The organism is Streptococcus sp. HMSC10E12 (assembly GCF_001807855.1).
Taxonomy (GTDB): domain Bacteria; phylum Bacillota; class Bacilli; order Lactobacillales; family Streptococcaceae; genus Streptococcus; species Streptococcus salivarius.
In genome coordinates this window covers 241766-260180 of sequence record NZ_KV791087.1, presented here as the reverse complement: position 1 = coordinate 260180, position 18415 = coordinate 241766, and the positions used below count along the sequence as shown (strand labels likewise).

General features: G+C 38.4%; 19 protein-coding genes. 4 read left to right on the top strand and 15 right to left on the bottom strand.

Annotated elements, in window-relative coordinates; genetic code table 11:
• Positions 1–98: 98 nt before the first annotated feature.
• The 5 genes from HMPREF3112_RS04390 to glmS all read right to left on the bottom strand — a co-directional run bounded on the left by HMPREF3112_RS04390 (position 99) and on the right by glmS (position 4703).
• Positions 99–950 (bottom strand): amino acid ABC transporter substrate-binding protein, encoded by an 852-nt coding sequence (locus HMPREF3112_RS04390; RefSeq protein ID WP_048675609.1) that lies wholly within the window; start codon positions 948–950, stop codon positions 99–101.
• Between the two features lie 12 nt (positions 951–962).
• Positions 963–1592: an amino acid ABC transporter ATP-binding protein gene (locus tag HMPREF3112_RS04385; protein WP_014634575.1), complete on the bottom strand. Its 630-nt coding sequence runs from the start codon at positions 1590–1592 to the stop codon at positions 963–965.
• An 8-nt stretch (positions 1593–1600) separates the two neighbouring features.
• Positions 1601–2242 (bottom strand): amino acid ABC transporter permease, encoded by a 642-nt coding sequence (locus HMPREF3112_RS04380; protein WP_014634576.1) that lies wholly within the window; start codon positions 2240–2242, stop codon positions 1601–1603.
• Between the two features lie 198 nt (positions 2243–2440).
• A complete protein-coding gene (locus HMPREF3112_RS04375; protein WP_037603162.1) occupies positions 2441–2773 on the bottom strand; it encodes a zinc ribbon domain-containing protein YjdM in 333 nt (110 codons plus the stop codon).
• Between the two features lie 121 nt (positions 2774–2894).
• Entirely contained in the window at positions 2895–4703 is a 1809-nt protein-coding gene (gene glmS, locus HMPREF3112_RS04370) for a glutamine--fructose-6-phosphate transaminase (isomerizing) (RefSeq protein WP_002891089.1), read from the bottom strand.
• Between the two features lie 207 nt (positions 4704–4910).
• On the opposite strand from glmS, the gene HMPREF3112_RS04365 reads away from it, so the two are divergent.
• Positions 4911–5819 (top strand): LysR family transcriptional regulator, encoded by a 909-nt coding sequence (locus tag HMPREF3112_RS04365; protein WP_002891090.1) that lies wholly within the window; start codon positions 4911–4913, stop codon positions 5817–5819.
• A gap of 95 nt (positions 5820–5914) precedes the next feature.
• On the opposite strand, the gene HMPREF3112_RS04360 is transcribed toward HMPREF3112_RS04365, so the two are convergent.
• The gene (locus HMPREF3112_RS04360) at positions 5915–6628 is read right to left on the bottom strand and encodes a glycoside hydrolase family 73 protein (RefSeq protein WP_022496673.1); all 714 of its coding nucleotides are present in this window, start codon (positions 6626–6628) and stop codon (positions 5915–5917) included.
• Between the two features lie 172 nt (positions 6629–6800).
• On the opposite strand from HMPREF3112_RS04360, the gene HMPREF3112_RS04355 reads away from it, so the two are divergent.
• Entirely contained in the window at positions 6801–7808 is a 1008-nt protein-coding gene (locus HMPREF3112_RS04355) for a YeiH family protein (RefSeq protein ID WP_022496674.1), read from the top strand.
• A 54-nt stretch (positions 7809–7862) separates the two neighbouring features.
• On the opposite strand, the gene HMPREF3112_RS04350 is transcribed toward HMPREF3112_RS04355, so the two are convergent.
• The 3 genes from HMPREF3112_RS04350 to HMPREF3112_RS04340 all read right to left on the bottom strand — a co-directional run bounded on the left by HMPREF3112_RS04350 (position 7863) and on the right by HMPREF3112_RS04340 (position 10481).
• Positions 7863–8174 (bottom strand): hypothetical protein, encoded by a 312-nt coding sequence (locus HMPREF3112_RS04350; RefSeq protein WP_022496675.1) that lies wholly within the window; start codon positions 8172–8174, stop codon positions 7863–7865.
• Between the two features lie 145 nt (positions 8175–8319).
• Positions 8320–8718, bottom strand: a complete 399-nt coding sequence (locus tag HMPREF3112_RS04345; protein WP_004182057.1) for a hypothetical protein — start codon at positions 8716–8718, stop codon at positions 8320–8322.
• 218 nt (positions 8719–8936) lie between these two features.
• Positions 8937–10481, bottom strand: coding sequence for a metal ABC transporter solute-binding protein, Zn/Mn family (locus HMPREF3112_RS04340; protein WP_070438338.1), 1545 nt, complete (start codon positions 10479–10481; stop codon positions 8937–8939).
• 157 nt (positions 10482–10638) lie between these two features.
• On the opposite strand from HMPREF3112_RS04340, the gene HMPREF3112_RS04335 reads away from it, so the two are divergent.
• The gene (locus HMPREF3112_RS04335; protein WP_048675597.1) at positions 10639–11460 is read left to right on the top strand and encodes a PrsW family glutamic-type intramembrane protease; all 822 of its coding nucleotides are present in this window, start codon (positions 10639–10641) and stop codon (positions 11458–11460) included.
• Positions 11461–11514: 54 nt separating this feature from the next.
• Here HMPREF3112_RS04335 and HMPREF3112_RS04330 read toward each other — a convergent pair whose 3' ends face one another.
• The 6 genes from HMPREF3112_RS04330 to HMPREF3112_RS11915 form a co-directional block, all read right to left on the bottom strand.
• Positions 11515–12912: a C69 family dipeptidase gene (locus HMPREF3112_RS04330; RefSeq protein WP_048675595.1), complete on the bottom strand. Its 1398-nt coding sequence runs from the start codon at positions 12910–12912 to the stop codon at positions 11515–11517.
• A 17-nt stretch (positions 12913–12929) separates the two neighbouring features.
• Positions 12930–13841, bottom strand: a complete 912-nt coding sequence (gene whiA, locus HMPREF3112_RS04325) for a DNA-binding protein WhiA (RefSeq protein ID WP_004182012.1) — start codon at positions 13839–13841, stop codon at positions 12930–12932.
• Entirely contained in the window at positions 13838–14812 is a 975-nt protein-coding gene (locus tag HMPREF3112_RS04320; protein ID WP_002891102.1) for a YvcK family protein, read from the bottom strand. The genes whiA and HMPREF3112_RS04320 overlap by 4 nt, the downstream gene beginning before the upstream one ends.
• Positions 14809–15699, bottom strand: a complete 891-nt coding sequence (gene rapZ / locus HMPREF3112_RS04315) for an RNase adapter RapZ (protein WP_014634584.1) — start codon at positions 15697–15699, stop codon at positions 14809–14811. Before rapZ ends, HMPREF3112_RS04320 begins: the two co-directional genes overlap by 4 nt.
• Positions 15680–16450 (bottom strand): DUF1003 domain-containing protein, encoded by a 771-nt coding sequence (locus HMPREF3112_RS04310; RefSeq protein WP_048675589.1) that lies wholly within the window; start codon positions 16448–16450, stop codon positions 15680–15682. Before HMPREF3112_RS04310 ends, rapZ begins: the two co-directional genes overlap by 20 nt.
• Before the next feature lie 126 nt (positions 16451–16576).
• Positions 16577–17467, bottom strand: a complete 891-nt coding sequence (locus HMPREF3112_RS11915) for a CAP domain-containing protein (RefSeq protein ID WP_158084690.1) — start codon at positions 17465–17467, stop codon at positions 16577–16579.
• A 13-nt stretch (positions 17468–17480) separates the two neighbouring features.
• On the opposite strand from HMPREF3112_RS11915, the gene HMPREF3112_RS11910 reads away from it, so the two are divergent.
• The gene (locus tag HMPREF3112_RS11910; RefSeq protein ID WP_371106351.1) at positions 17481–18002 is read left to right on the top strand and encodes an alanine-zipper protein; all 522 of its coding nucleotides are present in this window, start codon (positions 17481–17483) and stop codon (positions 18000–18002) included.
• Positions 18003–18415 lie beyond the last annotated feature (413 nt).

Below are 18415 nucleotides of genomic sequence, written 5' to 3'. Positions count from 1 at the left end.
AGTTTATAAACTAACATTAGTATAAAATATAACTTGTTTTATTTCAAGTATTTTCCACAAAAAAATAACAACATCCCTTCTAGAATGTTGTTATCCTTCTATTTTTTCCCTTTAACTTGGTCGGTGGCAACATCTTCACCAAACCATTTGTCAGAAATCTTTTGGAATTCTCCATTTTTATAAAGGGTTCTAAATCCTTGATTGATTTTTTTGATCAGTGTCTTATCTGCCTTACGAGCACCTACAGCAAAGCTTTCACCCTCGTAACCAGCAGGCATAACGTTATACTGATCCAGAACTCCTGATTTTTCTAAGTAGTAATTAGCATACACACGGTCAATCAATAGGCCGTCAATACGTCCACTATCAAGGTCAATCAAGGCCTGAGTAAAGGTCGAATATTGGACTGCTTTTTGGTTGGCCACGATATCCTTCAAAATCTTCGGAGAAGCATTGAAAGCATCATAACCGGAAGAGCCTGCTTGGGCACCTAAGGTCTTACCTGCCATTCCTGCAACAGAATCAATTCCCGAAGACTTTTTGGTTACCAGTACTTGTTCATTGACCATATAAGGCACTGTAAAGTCTGCAGACTGCTTACGCTCATCCGTGACCGAGTAACCATTCCAAATGAGGTCAATTGTCCCATTCTTCAGTTCTGTTTCTTTCATATCCCAGTCAATAGCCTGCCATTCGACATCGATACCATACAATTTAAAAACTGCAGTAGCAAGATCAATATCAAAACCAACATAGCTACCATCCTTTTCCTCATACCCCATAGGAACAAAGGTCGCATCAAAACCAATTTTGATTTTCTTTTCTTTGGTATAGGTCTGCCACTGATTTTTCTGAGTTGCAAAATGTGAGCGCGAGCTACAAGCCGATAGCGCAAACAAAGGCAAAATGACAAGACAGCCTAGCAAAATCGTTTTTACTATTTTTTTCATGGAAAATCCTCACTATTTTGGATTGATAGTGACAATCTCATCGGCGATGTGCTGTGCAAACTGCATATCGTGAGTGATAACGATTTGCGTAATCCCAGTCTCACGATTCTGCAAAATCAATTTCTCAACTTCTTGACGCAACTCAGGGTCAAGAGCTGATGTTGGTTCATCATAACCGACAATTTTCGGATCAATCATCATAGCACGCGCAAATGCAACACGTTGTTTTTGTCCCCCAGAAAGAGAGTAAGGATAAGCATTTCCGTGAGCTCCAAGGCCTAAACGGTCAAGCAGAGCTTGAGCTTTTTTCTGAGCATCCTCCTTAGACATTCCCATCGTCTTAATTGGCGAAAGCGTTAGATTGTCTAAGACTGTTAAATGTGGAAACAGTTGGAAATCTTGGAAGACAAAACCGAGCAAATTACGGCTTTCCATCTGATCCAAAGGAATCTCTTCATTTTCATAAATAATTTGTCCTGAATCAATGGTTTCAAGTCCTGCTAGCATACGCAAGAGAGTCGTTTTACCACCACCAGATGGTCCGACAATAGCCAAGATTTTTCCTTCTTCTACTGTCAGATTATACTTATCAAAAATTTTGTGTTGACCAAATTGCTTGGAAATATTTTTTAATTCTAACATAAGGTCTCCTATTTATAATAGTTGAATTTCTTTTCGATGTTTTTCGAAGCCACAGTCACAACACCCACAAGGATAAGATAGATAGCTCCAGCCACAAACATCGGTGCTAAGGTCGCATCACGGTTCGCAGCGGTACGACTTTCCAAAAGAAGGTCTCCAACCCCAAGCACATAAACCAATGATGAATCCTTAACCAAGTTAATAATCTCGTTAAAGATACTTGGCAAGACAATCTTGACTACCTGAGGAAGGATAATGTAGCGGATGGTTTGGAAAGGACTAAGTTTAAGCATTTTTGCTGCTTCGTATTGTCCTTTCGGAATAGCCAAGATTCCTCCACGGAAAATCTCTGCGAAATAAGCTGCATAGTTAAGCGTAAAAGCAAGAATAGCAGCTGGTAGACGATCGAAGACAATTCCTACACTCGGAAGAACATAATAAACGAAGATCAATTGTAAAAGGAGGGGCGTTCCACGCATAATCCAAACGTAAAGGGTGAGTAACCAATTTAAAGGTTTGAATTTAATCTGCATTAAGAAAGCAAGTACAATCCCTAATGGAATCGACAGTACGATAACAATGAAGAATACTTGAAGTGTGACTACCGCACCGTTCAAAAGGGCTGGTAATACTTCCAAAACGTATGACATATAAACTCCTATAATTATTTAGTATTGCTGAATATTATACCAAATTTTTAAAAAAAATGATATAAGATTTTGAAAATAGTAAAAAGGAGTGCGACTAGACCCACTTTTTAAATGAGTTCATAGTCACACTCCTGAGAGACTTAAATAATCTGTCCTGAGAAACAAACAATACTTAAGTCTAGCATCTCTAAAGCTTATTTAGATTTTCTTAACAAATTCAGATTTAAGTTTCATAGCACCAAAACCATCAATCTTACAATCAATGTTGTGGTCACCTTCAACCAAACGAATATTTTTAACACGTGTGCCTTGTTTAATATCTTTTGGCGCACCTTTAACTTTCAAATCTTTGATAACCGTAACAGTGTCACCGTCAGTAAGACGTGTGCCATTGCTATCAAGAACCACAAGTCCTTCTTCTTCTGCAACTTCGTTTGGATCCCACTCATAGGCACATTCAGGACATACAAGCAAGATTCCATCTTCATAAACATACTCTGAGTTACATTTTGGACAATTTGGTAATGACATAATTCTCTCCTAAGATTGTGATATAGATACTATTCTACTTTAGATTTCTCAATTAAGCAAGGGTGAAAACGATAAAAACAAACAAACAACATCCCTTACACTGTAAGAGATGTTGGTATTTTTATTCAACAGTAACTGATTTAGCCAAGTTACGTGGTTTATCGACGTCGAGTCCACGATGGAGTGTTGCAAAATAAGCAATCAATTGTGTCGGTACAACCATTGAAATTGGTGACAAGTAAGGGTGAACGTTATTAAGAACGATGTCATCGCCTTCTTTAGCAACATTTTCCTCAGCAATAGTCAACACTTTAGCACCACGTGCTGCTACCTCTTGGATATTACCACGAGTGTGGCTAGCAAGAACAGCGTCAGACAAGAGGGCAATAACAGGTGTACCATCTTCGATCAAAGCAATCGTTCCGTGTTTCAACTCACCTGCTGCAAAACCTTCACATTGTATATATGAGATTTCTTTCAATTTAAGACTAGCTTCCATAGCAACGTAGTAATCTTGACCACGACCAATATAGAAAGCATTACGTGTTTCTGCAAGAAGAGCTGCCACTTTCTCGTCAATGACTTCTTTTTCAGAGAGTGTTGATTCGATAGATTGTGCTACAAGTGACAATTCATGTACCAAGTCGAAAGCTTTAGCTTTTTCATTACCATTAGCCTCACCGACTGCTTTAGCCAAGAAGGCAAGAGCCGCAATCTGAGCAGTGTAAGCTTTAGTAGAAGCTACGGCAATTTCTGGGCCAGCATGAAGAAGCATTGTATGATCAGCTTCACGAGAAAGAGTAGATCCCGGAACGTTTGTCACTGTCAAACTTGGAATACCCAACTCGTTAGCTTTAACAAGAACCTGACGGCTGTCTGCTGTTTCACCTGATTGGCTAATAAAGACAAAGAGAGGTTTCTTGCTAAGGAGTGGCATACCATAACCCCACTCAGAAGAAATACCAAGCTCAACTGGTGTATCTGTCAACTCTTCGAGCATCTTCTTAGAAGCAAAACCAGCATGATATGATGTTCCTGCCGCAAGAATATAGATACGATCAGCCTCTTGAACAGCCTTGATAATATCAGCATCTACAGTCACTTGCCCCTTGTCATCTGTGTAGGCTTGGATAAGCTTACGCATCACTGTTGGTTGCTCATCGATTTCTTTGAGCATGTAGTAAGGGTAAGTGCCTTTACCAATATCAGATAGGTCAAGTTCAGCTGTATAGCTATCACGTTCTTTTACATTGCCATCATAATCTTGAACTTCAACACTATCAGCTTTCACGATAACTAACTCTTGATCGTGAATTTCCATGTATTGATTAGTTTCGCGAATCATAGCCATGGCATCTGAGCAGACCATGTTATAGCCATCACCAAGACCAATCAAAAGTGGTGATTTGTTTTTTGCAACGTAAATTGTTGAGGCATCTTCAGAATCCATGAGGGCAAAGGCATATGATCCACGGATAATGTGAAGAGCTTTCTTGAATGCTTCAAGAGTTGACAAACCATCTTCTTCAACGAATTTTCCAATCAAGTGAACTGCAATTTCAGTATCAGTTTGACCTTTGAAATGGTGACCAGCAAGGTATTCTTCCTTAATTTCAAGATAGTTTTCAATAACACCATTGTGAACCAAAACGAAACGTTCTGTTTCTGAGCGGTGTGGGTGAGCATTGTCCTCTGTTGGTTTACCGTGAGTTGCCCAACGAGTATGTCCAATACCGGCTGTGCCTTCTACTCCTTCAGTTTTAGCAGCAAGTTCCGCAATACGGCCAACAGCCTTAACCAATTGACTAGATGCATCGCCCGCTACAAAGATACCAGCTGAATCATAACCACGGTATTCTAGCTTTTCAAGTCCTTGAATCAAGATATCAGTTGCATTTGTGTTACCTACAACACCAACAATTCCACACATATTTTTAATAATAACCTCAGATCAAAGAGGTCATGTCTCCTTCATTTAAAATTGGTATAGTCAATAAGCTCTTTAAAAAGCTTAACGAGGACAGTATATTGCATATATTTGACATTGTCAAGTATAAAAATTGGTATAGTCCTAAAAAGACCTTTTACTTGCCTCTTATCCTAAGGAATAATCCTTAAAATATGCTATAATAAGGCTATGCGAATTCAACAATTACATTATATTATCAAAATCGTCGAAACCGGCTCAATGAATGAAGCTGCAAAACAACTTTTCATTACGCAACCAAGTCTTTCAAATGCTGTTCGTGACTTGGAAAGAGAAATGGGAATTGATATCTTTATCCGTAACCCTAAGGGAATCACCTTAACCAAGGATGGCGTTGAATTTCTCTCTTATGCCCGTCAGGTAGTGGAACAAACGAATCTCTTGGAAGAACGCTACAAGAGTCACACAGAGACACGTGAATTGTTTAGTGTTTCCTCTCAACACTACGCTTTTGTTGTCAATGCCTTCGTCTCACTTCTCAAGAGAGCTGATATGACACGTTACGAGCTCTTCTTACGTGAAACACGTACTTACGAAATTATTGAGGACGTTAAAAACTTCCGTTCAGAAATTGGTGTTCTCTTCCTTAACAGCTATAACCGAGATGTCTTGACTAAGATGTTTGACGACAACCGTCTCACATATACCAGTCTCTTCAAAGCTAGACCACATATCTTTGTCAGCAAGTCAAATCCCTTGGCTAAGCATGAAGTTGTCTCTTTAGAAGATTTAGAAGACTTCCCATACCTTAGCTACGACCAAGGGATTCATAATTCCTTCTACTATTCTGAAGAAATTCTCTCTCAGATTCCCCATAAAAAATCCATCGTGGTTTCAGACCGCGCGACACTCTTCAACCTATTAATCGGTTTGGATGGTTATACCATTGCTACAGGTATTTTAAATAGTAATTTGAATGGTGATAACATTGTCTCTATCCCGCTTGATATTGATGATGAGATTGATATTGTTTACTTGAAGCATGAAAAGGCAACCCTCTCTAAAATGGGGGAAAAATTCCTAGATAACCTCGTTAAAGAAGTCACTTTTGACAACTAATAGATGTTAGTCCCCAGCATATAATGTTGGGGACTTTTTATCGCCCAAACTATTCAATTTTGGTGCACAAAAAAAGAGCCTTTCGACTCTCATCATTATTTATAATTTTTATAGCTTGCCCAAGCCTCATCTATAGATAAGGTCTCAGCATCTGTGTATGAGCCTCTATAGCTATTCCAAACAAGGCCACTTGTTGAAGCAGTTGCTTGAGTAACTGGAGCTTGATCGTAGGCAGTCAAACCATAGTATGCAATAATGCTATTTAATTTAGAAGCGTAAAGACTGTCAGTTGCATAAGTTCCTGTCAGTGCTTGAGTGGCATCTGCATAACTACTTGTATTTGATTTCCATGTACCAGCATAAGTTGATGACGTCATCAAAGCAGCATAATCGGCTAAAGAATCACTTAGACTTCCATAAGAACGGAAAGGTTCATCAATCTCATAAGTCTTCCCTGTACCATCGTCTTCCCAAGTACGCATGGTCACAGAATTCCCGTTATAAGAGCCCTTAATCCCGAAGAAGTTGTAATAAGGAGCTTGACTCAAACCTGACTGACCTGAATTTGATTCCAGAATGGCTTGAGCAATTAGAACAGAAGCATAGATATTGTAATCTTGACCAATCTGTCTAGCAGTCTCTCCGATACTATCAATAAAAGCCGTCGTAGTTTGATTGTAGGCAGCTTCAGCTTTAGCATTAACACTGTTATCATTTTTTCTATCTGTTGTGAAAGCTAGAACCAAAAAAAGTGAACACATAAAAGCTCCCACGATAAAAATCATATACTTCTTTAAATGACGATACATACAACCCTTCCTTCATAATATTTCCGATTATAATATTTTAATACTATTCTATCAGAAAAACTGACAAGTCGCAACTTTCAGACCTATTTTCCTTGATAAATAAAGCAAATGTCATCTTTACATCATATTTATAATAAGCTATAATATAGTCAAATTTTAAGGAGATAGATGAATGAAAATAAAAGAATTCTTACTCGGATTAAGTATTGCAATACTTATATCTCTCCTAGCATGGTTCCTTGGAAACTTGTTCCCTATCATTGGTGGACCTGTCCTTGGTTTATTTATAGGACTTCTGCTAGGAATAATTCTAAGAGATTCACAGAAACTTAAAGCAGGAATGCAATTCACTTCTAAAAAAGTATTACAATACGCTGTTATTCTTCTTGGATTTGGACTAAATCTTTCCCAAGTCTTTAAGGTTGGCGTAACATCACTTCCCATTATTCTAGTAACTATTACTACAGCACTGCTTACTGCTTATGTCGTCCATCGCGTGTTCAAGCTAGATAGTGAAATTGCTACTTTAGTAGGTGTTGGTTCTTCTATTTGTGGGGGATCTGCTATCGCTGCAACTGCTCCTGTAATCAAGGCTAAAGATGAATCTATTGCAACAGCAATCTCTGTAATTTTCTTTTTCAATATCTTAGCAGCTCTACTCTTCCCTCACTTGGGATCCTGGTTGGGACTTAGTAATCAAGGCTTTGCCATATTTGCTGGAACAGCTGTCAACGATACTTCTTCTGTAACTGCTACAGCCAGCTCTTGGGATAGCTTACATGGAACATCCATTCTAGAGCAGGCAACAATTGTTAAGTTGACTCGAACGCTTGCTATCATCCCTATAACTCTTGGGCTTTCTGTATGGCAGTCGCGAAAGGACAATACAAAGGAAGCATTCTCGCTAGCCAAAGCAGTGCCTAACTTTATCCTTTGGTTCCTTTTGGCCTCACTGATTACAACTGTTTCAATGTCACTCGGTGTAACACCTGCCGTCTTTTCACCTTTAAAAGACCTTTCGAAATTTATGATTGTTATGGCCATGGCAGCTATTGGTTTCCAAACAAATCTCAAACAACTAATCACTAAAGGAGGCTCAGCACTTCTAGTGGGAGGAGTTTGTTGGTTATTAATCAGTCTTGCTTCTCTTCTCATGCAAAAGCTATTAGGACTTTGGTAAAAGACATCTAAAAAACTCACAATCTTGCTAAGTTTGTGAGTTTTTATTATAGAATCATTTTTTATACTCAAAGACATAGGTTTGAATAACCTTGTCCCCATCGTTTGTTACTTTCAAATCAACATTGTAACTCTTAGTTTCACCACTAATATCCTGAACCTTATAATCACCATCTTTTTTTACAGAAGAGGTGGTCTGCCCTGAATAATGCTTTACTTCAAGACTTGAAGTTCTGTCTAGAGAAAAAGGAATGAGCCCATTTAAAGAATATAGCCCATACAAAATAAGACATAAAAAGCTCAGTGACGCAAGGCTCACCAAATAATATTTAACAAAAGCCCCCAATTTCAACCCCTGTTTACTCACTTAGTTGTTATCTTCCTTTAACTTAACATTATTTTTATTAGAGTATTTTCAAATTTTATTTTACACACATTTGCGTATTTTGTCAAATTATTTGATATTTAAAACAGAACCTATATTTTTTTATATACTAAAAGCCGTTAGATGACTAACGGCTATTTTTTATTTCTGAAATAACGTATTCAAGACGGCTATAGAGACCAAGTAATAAGTCGTAACTTCGATTTTCATTTTCTTTCAAAACAGTGAAAACTGTTGTACTATAGGTAAATTCAAAGAAGTCATCTAATTCCTTGAGCCAGTCATCAATAACCCCTAAATTTTGATCAATAATTGCAAACAAACTTGGTTGATACCAGATTGTACCTTCGATATAAAGGTTTTTGTCAGATAATTTAGATAGGGATACTTTCAAGTCAGCAAGCTCTCGTTTAGCAAGATTTGGTTCAATCTTTAAATCAAAAAGCAAGCGTGCATCATGATTTAGAATATCGAGTTCTGCTTGAAGCAGTTGAATATAATGTATCGCTACTAAATACTGGTTCATGGGTCTCTCCTGGTCATCTGAAAATCGTACTATTATTGTACCACTAAAGAATGAAAAAATGTAGTAATTATTTAATTTTTTACAGGATTTTTTTAGAAAAAATACCATGCTTTAAATTTCTATTTAAAAATAATGACACTAGCGATTTTCTAAGAGTTTAAGAAATGAAAGATTTTTTTAAAAAAGAAAAACACTCACGAATGAGTGCAATTCTAGTATTAATGACTAACCATTTCTTGGGCAATTTCAAAGCCACTAAGTTTTCCAGGATAGTAAGTTGGCCAATTATCCATCTCTTTTAGAATCTCATCTTGGCTACTATTTCCGAAGAAAATATGGAAATGTGCTGAAGTTGTTGGATCTATTTGATGATCTGAAAATTGGACATACTGGTAAGGGTTATCTGCTGCTTGACTGTCAGTTGCTGTGAAGAGATAACGGACACCTTTTTTACCAGAAGCATAAGTTAAAATCTTATAACCATCATAACGATAAGTGTGTGTCACGCTACTTCCATCATTTTTTGTGAAAGTCATGGTCATCTTTTTACCATCAATAGCAATTTTAGAAACATCTGTTTGATAGCCCTTAGTGTAGTACTCTTTATACTCTTGTGCGGTTTTATCCTTATTCGATAGAGCTTTGTATTCAAATACTTGATCTAAAGTACCATCTTGGAGGTAAGGATAGACCGATTGCCATTCACCAGACCAATCAGAAAGTTCCCTATCTTTGACATCTTTGTCATCAAAGTAACCATTTTGGACTGTTTTCTTATCATCGCTTCCTGTTTCAGGTTGGATAGCTTTACCTTCAACATCTGTTGTTAAACGAAGGTTTTTGAGATTCTCAGTCATAACACTGACATAATCTTCACCTTTTTTCAACTGTTCCTTAGTTAGTGATTCAATTGGATTTAAAACTGCTGTCTTAACTCCTACTTCGTTAGCTAAGGTTTTGGCAACGCTACTTGAAGCATTTTCCTCAAAGTAGATATAGTTAATATCATATTCTTTGACATACTTAGAAAGGCTAGCGATACGTTTTGCAGATGGATCAGATTCAGCTGAAACACCTGAAATTGGTACTTGTGTCAAACCGTAATCTAAAGCAAGGTAGGCAAAAGCTGAGTGCTGGGTAACAAAACTTTTCTGTTTCGCTTGACTTAAGGCTTCAGTATACTCCTTATCCAAAGTCTTTAATTTTTTAAGGTATTTCTCGGCATTGGTTGTAAAGACTGCTTTTTTATCTGGGTGTTGAGCAATCAAACCGTCCCTAATAGTTTCAACTAATTTTTGAGAACGTTTAGGTGAGAGCCAAACATGAGGATCATATTCGTGGTGATGCTCTTCTCCACCGTGATCATGATCTTCTTCCTCTATTCCAGGTAAGAGAACCATGCCTTGACTTGCCTTAATGATTTTTGTATTTTTAGTGTTGATAGACTTTTCAACTTTTGGAACCCAGGTTTCCATATTTTCATTTAGGTAGACAAAAGTGTCTGCTTTTTCAATGTCAGCGACATTCTTAGTAGATGGTTGAAAATCGTGGGCTTCACTACCAGCGGGAATAAGATAAGACACCTCTCCCTCATCGCCAACAACCTGCTTTGTAAATTCATAAACAGGGTAAAAGCTGGTCACAACCTTCAAGTCGCTATTTCCTTTTGAACCGTGGTGACTAGTCGTATAATAAATACCTGCACCAGCAGCTAAAACAACTGCTGCTATTCCTGCTAGGCCAAAAATGCGTTTCTTTTTCATGATATTCCTTTCAAAATACTTAACCAGTTAATAGTTTACTGGTTAAGTATATCACACTTCATTTATTTTGCAAGTACTAAAATAAAAAAATTGAAATATTTCGATGAAAAAGAATTATTTGATATACTGGAAATATCATTTGGAAAGTAGGTTATACATGTTTCGTAAATTAACCCTATATCTTTTTTTATTGCTTGCATCCATTGGCCTGACTTATGATACACAATCATACACCTCAGGTGCCTTGTCTGGTTCAGCATACGGTATTATTGGACTATCAACACTAATTGCCTTATGTTATATCCTACCAGGAATATTTCTGGTTCGATACTTAGGCAAGAGATGGCAGGTGAAACCACTTGTTCTCATATTTGCTCTAATTGGTGGAGTCTTTATCACAGGATGGATAGCTGGTTATGCCAATACCATTTCTCACGACTGGGTGACTGCTCATCTTTCTTCAAAGAGTTTCTTCTACCGCTTTGAGGATGCTCTTATGGCTCCCCTAGTTGAAGAACCCCTCAAACTAGCTGCTTTTCTCTTTGCTATCTATATGGTGCCAACAAAAAGTTACAAGGAGCTCTTGCTTGTCGCTATTACGGCAGGTCTTGGCTTCCAGATTAGTGAAGACTTCTCCTATATTCTTTCAGATTTGCCTGATGGTTTTTCTTATACGATTTCGGGAATCCTTGGTCGAACTATTGGTGCTGTATCGTCTCACTGGCTTTACACGTCCTTCCTTGCTATGGGGCTAGTCCTTATATGGCGTTCACGTCAAAAACTCATTAATTCCAAGTACAGTCTTATTGGTATTCTTTATGCTTGTGGTGCTTTTGCGACACACTTTGCTTGGAATTCACCTCTTAGAAATTTAGAAAGCGATTTGCCATGGGCATCAGGCCTTCTCATTTCACTCAATCTTTTCTTTTTCATTACACTTTACCAACTCCTCTCGAAACTGGATGAAGAAAACAAGTAAGGTTAGACTACGAAAAAACCTTTCCATAAAATTGGAAAGGTTTTTTTGATGACTTTAATCACTCATAGAAAAACGATTAGTCATCAAGTTACTTGCATCATCTAAGACTTTTGCCAATAGTTTATCTGTTTCTGACTGAATCTTATCACTAATTTTTTGATTTTCAGATTCAAAATCAATACTCTCACCATTTGCTAAAGCATTGTCGACATGATTAATCATAGCATGGCCAAGAGCCATCGTTGTTTCTACATAAGCATCCAAATCAGCCTCATGCTGTTGGAAATGAGGATCACAGATAGCAGCAATCAAACGATTACTCCAGTAGAAATTGCCTGTATCTACTTTATCAGTTGTTTGACGGAAATAAGCAGGTGTTGTTCCGACCTGAGTCCAGAATGGCACCATTGTACCAAATGGCATTGATCCATAGGCTAACCACTGAATACCAGTTGTTTCTGATGGTTTGTTAGGACGCATTTGCAAGAGAGCTGTTTGACTAGTACGGTTAATACCGATTGGACGGAATTGGCGTTGACTCACTGCATCTCCTTGAGGTCCATAAGGATCATAAGGCGTATCTTGGTAATGAAGACTCAAAACGTATTTAACATCTTCAACTGTAATTTTGCGGTATGGTTTTTGGCACCATGGAATAAAGAATGATTTTGGATCATAGTCTTTTTCTGGGTTCAAAAATTTCTGCATAGCCCAAGCGCGTGGTGTATTATAATGACGATCCTTATCTCGTTGGCTACCAAAAGCATAACGTGGATTAAAGTGTTCATTAGAATAAGTCAAATCCAAGTGATGTTTATTAATAAAATTTCGAATGTCTGGTGAGGCAAGATAGTCGTCTGGATTTTCAAACTCATAGTGATCGATACCAAGTTGGTTTGGGTTAGTAACATAGGCATCGTCTGGAACACGTCTTGCAATCCAATGGTGACCACCAATTGTTTCTAACCACCAAATTTCTTCAGTGTCTGAAAAAGCAATACCGTTTGACTCGTAAGTTCCGTAAGTTTCAAGGAGTTGTCCCAAACGAAGAACACCTTCACGCGCCGTCTTGATATATGGCAAGACCAAAGTCAACATATCCTCTTCTCCAAAACCATCTTTAACAAGAGGATCAGCGCCGAGAACACGCGCATTAGTCGTGATTGTTTCTGTTGCACTCATGGCAACATTAGCTGAGTTAATACCAGCTTCACCCCAAATACCGTCTTTCCCAAGCGCATCTGGGACAGAGGTATATCGTAGAGGATTATCTGGTAAATCAATTGAAAAATTGCTAAGCACAGACTGGTAATGACGCGGTTGGTCTTCAGGGGTCACGACGAGAAATTCTTTGGGCGTAAAAACGCCTGATTGAGAATCCTCAGTACGTGCAATCATGGTAGAGCCGTCATATGAGGCTTTCTTACCTACTAAAATCGTTGTACAAGCCATAAAAGCTTCCTTTCTACTTACAAATCGTCCGCAATCTTATTGATTTTTCTGAGACGATGGTTAACACCACTCTTGGTCAGAGGAGGTTCTATACTATCTGCGATCTGCTGGATAGAGTAATCTGGGTTGGCAATACGAAGTTGGGCAATTTGGCGCAGCTCCACCGGTAAAATCTCCAAGCCAACCGTATCCATAATCTTGATAATATTATTAATTGTTTTCATACTAGCACTAATCGTTCTAGCAATATTGGCTGTTTCCGCATTATTGGCACGATTCAGATCATTTCTGGTTTCTCGCATAATTTTGACTTCTTCGAAGGTATCCTTAGAGTTCATTGCGCCAATAACAAGGAGAAAATCCATAATGTCCTCAGCTTTTTGAAGATAGGTCACAAAACCATTTTTATGACTCAAAACCTTGGCATCGAGCATAAATTTTTTCATGAGAGAAGCTAAATCCTCTGCGTGGTCTTGGTAAACGGAAAAAATTTCTAATTGATAACGGCCTTTTTCAGGATCACGTACTGTTCCAGTCGCCAAAAAAGCGCCTCGTAAATAGGATCTTCCAGCTTCGTCATCTTCCATTACTGATGTTTCAATACCTGTTTCAAAGCCAAAGAAAGAATCCGCCAATTGTAAATCGGACAAAATATCATTGACATGGTCAGCGACAAAAACCGTGTAAACACGATTTTTCTTGAGATTGGTCTTGTTGTGATGTCTCAATTCAGGATTACTCTGATAACGACTTTCCATTAATTGGTAGATATGTCGTGCAATCTTTGCATTTTCTGTTGAGATGGAAAGAGTCAATCCTTGGTTGGTCAATCCAACAGAACCAGACATCTTAATCAATGCTGACAATTCAGCCTTGTCTTTGCTTGAAGCAGCAATTATCTCTTCTTTAACCTTAATTGTGAAACTCATGACTTGTTCCTCACTAGATGCATGAGCTCATCCACTACCAAGTCACCATGGTGGAAGGCACCACCATTTTCAAGTCGCAAAAAATTAGAAGACACAACTGTTTTAGCTTCACGACGTAAGCCCTCAAAATCATGCTCAACCTGAACAAGGTATTCATCAAATTTATTACTAGCCATGTATTCCTTAGGCACTTTCTTGATGTTAACTAAGACATTGTCAATCACATCAGAGCCAAGATGACGATTAAGAACAGCCACATGGTCGGCATCTGAGAATTGTTCAGTTTCTCCGTACTGAGTCATAATATTACAAATGTACGTGACATCAGCCTTGGTCTCGATAAGAGCCTGACGAATCTCTGGTATCACAAGGTTGGGCAAAATCGATGTATAAAGAGATCCAGGACCTAAAACAATCATATCACTATTCATAATAGCATCAACAACCTTACGACTGGCCTTAGGCTCTTCGTCATTATAGGTATTTGTCACATAAACGCGCTCAATCATGCCATCGTACTGGGCAATACTACTCTCCCCTGCTACTTCATGACCATCTTGAAAAACGGCATGAAGCGTCAAAGCTGTCTCACTAGCTGGATAAATCTTTCCTGTAACATGGAAGAACTTCGTCAGAAGCTGCATAGCATTATAGGTAGATCCCTGCATTTCTGAAATTCCAGCGATGATTAGGTTTCCGAGTGGATGACCAGCCAAAGCACCATCGGTTTTATCAAAACGATATTGGAAAACTCTTTCATAAAGTTTAGGCATATCACTCATAGCTACCAAAACATTACGCAAATCCCCTGGAGGTGTCAGTTGCATGATATCACGCAAATCTCCCGAAGAACCGCCATCATCAGCTACAGTTACCACAGCAGTGATATCAACATCCTTATGACGCAAACTACGAAGAATGACTGGGATACCAGTTCCCCCACCTATTACTGTAATTCTTGGTTTTTTCATGAACGATTCACTGTCTCCTTACGTCGATCCTTATCACGATGTGTTTCATTGACTGTCCAATCATTTTTCAAATCTTGAGCCAGACGATGTGCAAAGGCTACACTACGGTGTTGACCACCTGTGCAGCCAACAGCAATGGTAAGAACAGACTTACCTTCTTTTTTGTAGCCAGGCAAGATTGGTTTAATAAGCTGTGTCAAATGATTGTAAAAGTCTTCTGATTCCTTATGTTTCATGACATAATCAAAAACTTCTTTATCCAAACCTGTGAGGTTACGAAGTGCAGGATCATAATAAGGATTTGGCAAGAAACGGACATCAAAAACCAGATCTGCATCCAATGGCAATCCATATTTAAAACCAAAACTCAAAACTTCAATACGGAAAGAAGATTGGTCTTGTTCAGATGAGAACTGTTCAGAAATAGCCTTACGCAACTGGCGTGGGGTTAATTCTGTCGTGTCAACCACGTTTTGACTCAAACTCTTAAGCGGTGACAAAAGCTCACGCTCAAGCTTGATGCCATCCAAAACACGGCCATCTGCCGCAAGTGGGTGACTACGACGTGTCTCTTTATAACGAGAAACCAATTCACCATCCGTGGCATCCAAGAATAGAATCTTGAAATTAAGTTCCTCATTGCTTTCCAATTTATCCAGAATATCGTTAATCTCATCGAAGAACAAGCGACTACGCATATCAACAACAAGAGCAATCTTATCTGTCTCTTCACTATGTTTTACCAATTCGATAACCTTAGGTACCAAAGAGGGTGGCATATTATCAATGGTGAAGTATCCAATATCCTCAAAGGATTGAATTGCTACAGTCTTACCTGCACCACTCATCCCTGTTACAACAACTAAATTAATTTTTTTCGTTCCCATGAGACTCCCTTTCTAGTCTTTCTTCTTTCAAGACACGAATATCGTCTGACATCTTCTCAACTTGTTGGCTAACCCCCATAATCATTTCTGTCTGCAATTTTTGAATTGTCAAAAGATCTGATTGGTCTTGTTGGACCAAGTGGTCAATTTTTTCATGCAAAAGTCGGATTTCTTCCTTAGACTGGGTATTGACCTGATAGTCGTTACGCGCTTGTAAACGGTCGTAATCCGATGCTCGATTCTGACTCATCATAATCAATGGTGCCTGAACGGCTGCTAGAGTAGACAAGGCCAGATTCAACAGAATAAATGGATATTTATCAAAGGCAATCCCAAAAGGTTGAACAACATTAAGCCCCATCCAAATAGCCATAAAAGCAACGAATGACAAGATAAAAGTCCAAGATCCACCAAATCGGGCCACTTCATCCGCTACTTTTTGACCAAAAGTGATCCTACTATCCAATTGTTCCTGGATGTCTTGATCCTCGTACAATAAACTCTTGGTCACATCGTGAACGGTTTCCCGAACATGTTCGTTTTTCTCATTAGCATTTGCAATAACTTCATCAAGAAAAACCAACCTATAATCCAAAAGACTGATATTACTAATAAAATCATGTCCTTGTAAATCAGGGTAATCTTTTTTCAAAAGCACCTGCAAACGACTATTTAGACGTTCGAAATAGGAACCATCGGTTTCATCGAACCACTCTTTAGAGATATAATCCTGAACTCTCTTAACCTGCATATTTTCGCCTTCTTTCTAGGCTCTATTATACCATATTGAAAGCTTAAACGTTCAATAGATAAAGGAAAAGAGTCCAAGACTAACCTCAGACTCCTCCATTATTGGGACAATTAATTTAAACTCTTCTTATTGGTAATTTAAAGTCCAGTAGTAAGTACCGTCACCAGCGACAACACAAGCTACTGCTGCTTGAGTAGCATCTGGACTCATGAGAAGTTCACGAATACCACTACTCAACCATTTATTGGCTACAACTGAACCATCAGATTCACGACGGTAAACAATACCATCACTGTTGTAAGTGTGTGAAATATCTTTGGCATGTGGAAGGGTTGTGCTATTGTAAAGATCATCAGACCATGTAAGTGCTGGCAAACCAGCAGCTGTACGTTGAGCATTGATTTCATTAAATGCAGCCTTAGCTGAGTCAACTTCAACATAATCAGAGTTTTCAGTTGGTTCTACATGATAAACAAATTTAACATAACCAAATTCAACATCACTATATTTTTTGTCGTCAACACCGCTCTTGAGATTAGCTGTAATAACATAGTCACGTGCCCAAGCACTGCCCTTAGAAGCGTTGAAGTTGTCAACATCTTCAATTTCCCAAGTTACATTACAATCCCAGCCAGCATTATCTAAGAATTTTGGAGCAAAATTCTTAATAACATAATCTTTGAATTCATCCACATTTTGGAATGGAAGAGCTTCACCAGCTTTACCAGTACCAACTACATTTTCAGAATACAACTTAACACTTGATGCATTGTCATCGTACATGTATTCGTCGTTTCCTGCTGGTTTATGGAAATCTGGATCAAGCTCAGGGTCATCATTGGCAGTACCATTGTAGAGTTTCCATTTACCATCAACCCATTTGTAGTAACCATCGATACCACGCGCATTATCTTCATCTGTCAATGCCACACGGTAGTAATAGGTACCGTTGTCATCTACAAATCGTGGATCTGAATACATGCGATAATCTGTTGGTGGCAATGTTGGTTTTGGCAACTTATCATAGTCAATGTTTGTTTCAGGCGCATATGGTGGTTTTTCAAGTTCAGGAGCTTCAGAACTTGTTTCTGATGTTGAACCTGTCTCTGAAGTTGCTGCTGAAGAAGATTCAGACGTTACAGCAGAACTTGAGTTACCATTCGATACTACTTCTGAAGTTGAATTACCTGTTGAAGCAGCATCTGAAATTGTAGAAGAAGTTGAATCTACGGTTGATGGTGCTTCTGAGCTTGCTGATGACGTTGAATCTACGGTTGATGGTGCTTCTGAAGTTGCAGACGATGTTGAATCTACGGTTGATGATGCTTCTGAAGTTGCAGATGATGTTGAATCTACAGTTGATGGTGCTTCTGAAGTTGCAGATGAGCTTGAATCTACGGTTGATGGTGCTTCTGAGCTTGCTGATGAAGTTGAATCAACGGTTGATGGCGCTTCTGAGCTTGCTGATGACGTTGAATCTACAGTTGAAGTTGTTGGAGCTTCAGAATCTGTGCTTGAAGCCTTAACAAGCACCCACTTACCATTTGAATAATAGTAATAATCACCATTATCTTTCAAATAATAGTGAGTACCATTTTCATAACGGTAGTGAGGGTCATTTCTCAAAACCTCATAACCTGTCGTTGGTGTATTGTTAGAACCACCATTGTTGTTATTATAGTCACCACCACGAACCCAACGACCGTTATAGTTAACATAGTAGCTACCATCACTCAAGATGTAGTACAAATAGCCATTGCTATAGCGGTAAGTACCTGATTCGTTGTAGTTGTTGTAACCAGGATTATAGTTGTTATAGCCATAATTATAGTTATAATTATAGCCATAGTTATAGTTTGGATAGTAATTATTGTAACCGTAGTTATAGCCATAATTGTAAGTATAGCCTGGATAATAGCCATTGTAGCCGTAGTTATAACCATAGTTTGGATAATAGTTGTTATA